Origin of the sequence: Streptomyces sp. NPDC048270, from assembly GCF_040652335.1 — a bacterium.
Lineage (GTDB): Bacteria > Actinomycetota > Actinomycetes > Streptomycetales > Streptomycetaceae > Streptomyces.
Genome location: NZ_JBEZLV010000123.1, coordinates 1 through 1877 on the forward strand (window position 1 = coordinate 1; position 1877 = coordinate 1877).

Annotated in this window: 1 protein-coding gene; it reads right to left on the minus strand. The window is 71.4% G+C overall.

The window, feature by feature from the left end; all coding sequences use genetic code 11:
- Positions 1 to 31: 31 nt before the first annotated feature.
- Entirely contained in the window at positions 32 to 1756 is a 1725-nt protein-coding gene (locus AB0D66_RS34500) for an acyl-CoA dehydrogenase family protein (RefSeq protein ID WP_362311093.1), read from the minus strand.
- Positions 1757 to 1877 lie beyond the last annotated feature (121 nt).

A 1877-nucleotide genomic window follows, 5' to 3' on the forward strand; every position in this document is an offset into this window, starting at 1 on the left:
CCCGGGCCCCCGCCCCCCGTCCGCCCGTTCCTTACGGCGCCATCTCGTACGCCCCGGCCAGCGCCTCGACCCGGGCCCAGACCCGCGCCGAGCGGTCGGCGTCGACGACCGGGCGCCGGACCGCGCCCAGTGCCCAGGTCTGCTGCTCCGCGGTGGCGGAGTCCTTGCCGTACAGCTCGACCGCGTGCGCGGAGAAGTCCCGTACCAGGACGCCGAACAGCTCGTCGAGCACGTCCTCGTCCAGGCCGGACAGGCGGGCCTGCTCCAGGATCAGCTGGCCGTGCACGACCAGCGCGAACAGCTGGCCCACGGCGAGGAGGAGGTCGAGGTCGCGGCTCTGCTCCTCGTCGGGGGCGGCCGTGGTGACGAACGCGCACAGGGCGTCGGCCTGCTCGCGGAAGCGGGCGACGTTGGGCACGGCGGCGTACGCGTCGTAGGCGGTGCGCCAGTCGTGGAAGCGTACGGAGCCCAGGCCGCGGGCCGGGCCCTGGCGGAAGAGGAACCCGTCGTCGGCCGCGTCGAGGCGGGTCGGTGCGGGGGCGTACCCGGCCGGCTCCAGCAGGTGGTTGCGCATGAACTTGAGGATCAGGGCGAGGTTGACGTGGACCGTGCCCTCCAGCTTGGGCAGACCGCGGATCTCCACGGCGGCCTGGGCGAAGTAGGTGTCCTTCTCGAAGCCCTTGGCCGCGATGACGTCCCACATCAGGTCGATGACCTTCTCGCCCTCGGTGGTCACCTTCATCTTGGTCATCGGGTTGAAGAGCAGGTAGCGGCGGTCGTCGGGGCCCGCGGAGCGGAAGTAGTCGACGGCGCGGTCGCTGAACAGCTTCATGCCGACGAGGCGGACGTACGCGTCGGTGAGCTCGCGGCGCACGTGCGGGAAGGCCGTGACGGGGCGCCCGTAGAGGATGCGGCCCTGAGCGTGCGTGACGGCCTCGTACATCGCGTGCTCGCAGATGCCGATCGAGGCGGTGCAGAGGTTGAACTTGCCGACGTTGACGGTGTTGAGCGCGGCGTCGAAGGCGGCGCGGCCGGTGTGCAGGACGTCCTCGGCGCGCACCGGGTAGTCGTCGAGGCGGAACTCGCTCACGTACTTCGAGGAGTCCACCACGTTCTGCACGAGGCGGTAGGCGGGGTGGCGGCTGTCGGCGGCGAAGAAGACGTAGCCGTCGGGGCCCTCGATGTCGGTGCGGCGGCCGAAGACGGAGACGAGACCGGCGGCGTTCCCGTTGCCGATGTAGTACTTGGAGCCGCCGGCGCGGAAACCGCCCTCGCCGTCCGGCTCCAGCAGCATGTCGGTGGAGTAGATGTCGGCGCCGTGGGTCTTCTCGGACAGGCCGAAGGCGAACACCTCGCCCTCTTCGAGGAGCTGCGCGGCGCGGCCGCGGGCGGCGGCGTTGTCGCTCTGCCAGACCGGGCCGAGGCCGAGGATGGTGACCTGCCAGGCGTACCAGTAGTCCAGGCCGTAGAAGCCGAAGATCTCGTTGAGGGCGGCGATCCGCGCGGTGTCCCAGCGCTTGTCCGGCTCCTGTTCCCCGGCGGCGGGGGCCGGGGTCAGGAAGGTCGCGAAGAGCCCCTCCTTCGCGGAGAACGCGAGGAAGTCCGCCAGCCAGGCACGGGAGCGGTAGTCCTCGATCAGCCTGCGCTTGCCGCGGTCCTCGAACCAGTCGACGGTGGCGCGCAGCAGCCTGCGGGTCTCGGGGTCGAAGTGGGCCGGGTCGTAGGTGCGCGGGTTGAACAGCAGCGGGTCGCTCATGGGAGGTCCGTCTTTCGGGTCGGGAGGATGCGGTGGTGGGGAGCGGGGGTGGTACGGGGCTGAGGTGCGGGGGTGAGGGGTACGGGGGTGCGGGGAGCGGGGGTGCGGGGAGCGTGGTAGG

Excerpts from the sequence above, each read along its gene's own strand:
- AB0D66_RS34500 (WP_362311093.1), bottom strand. The coding sequence starts at position 1,756 with ATGAGCGACCCGCTGCTGTTCAACCCGCGCACCTACGACCCGGCCCAC.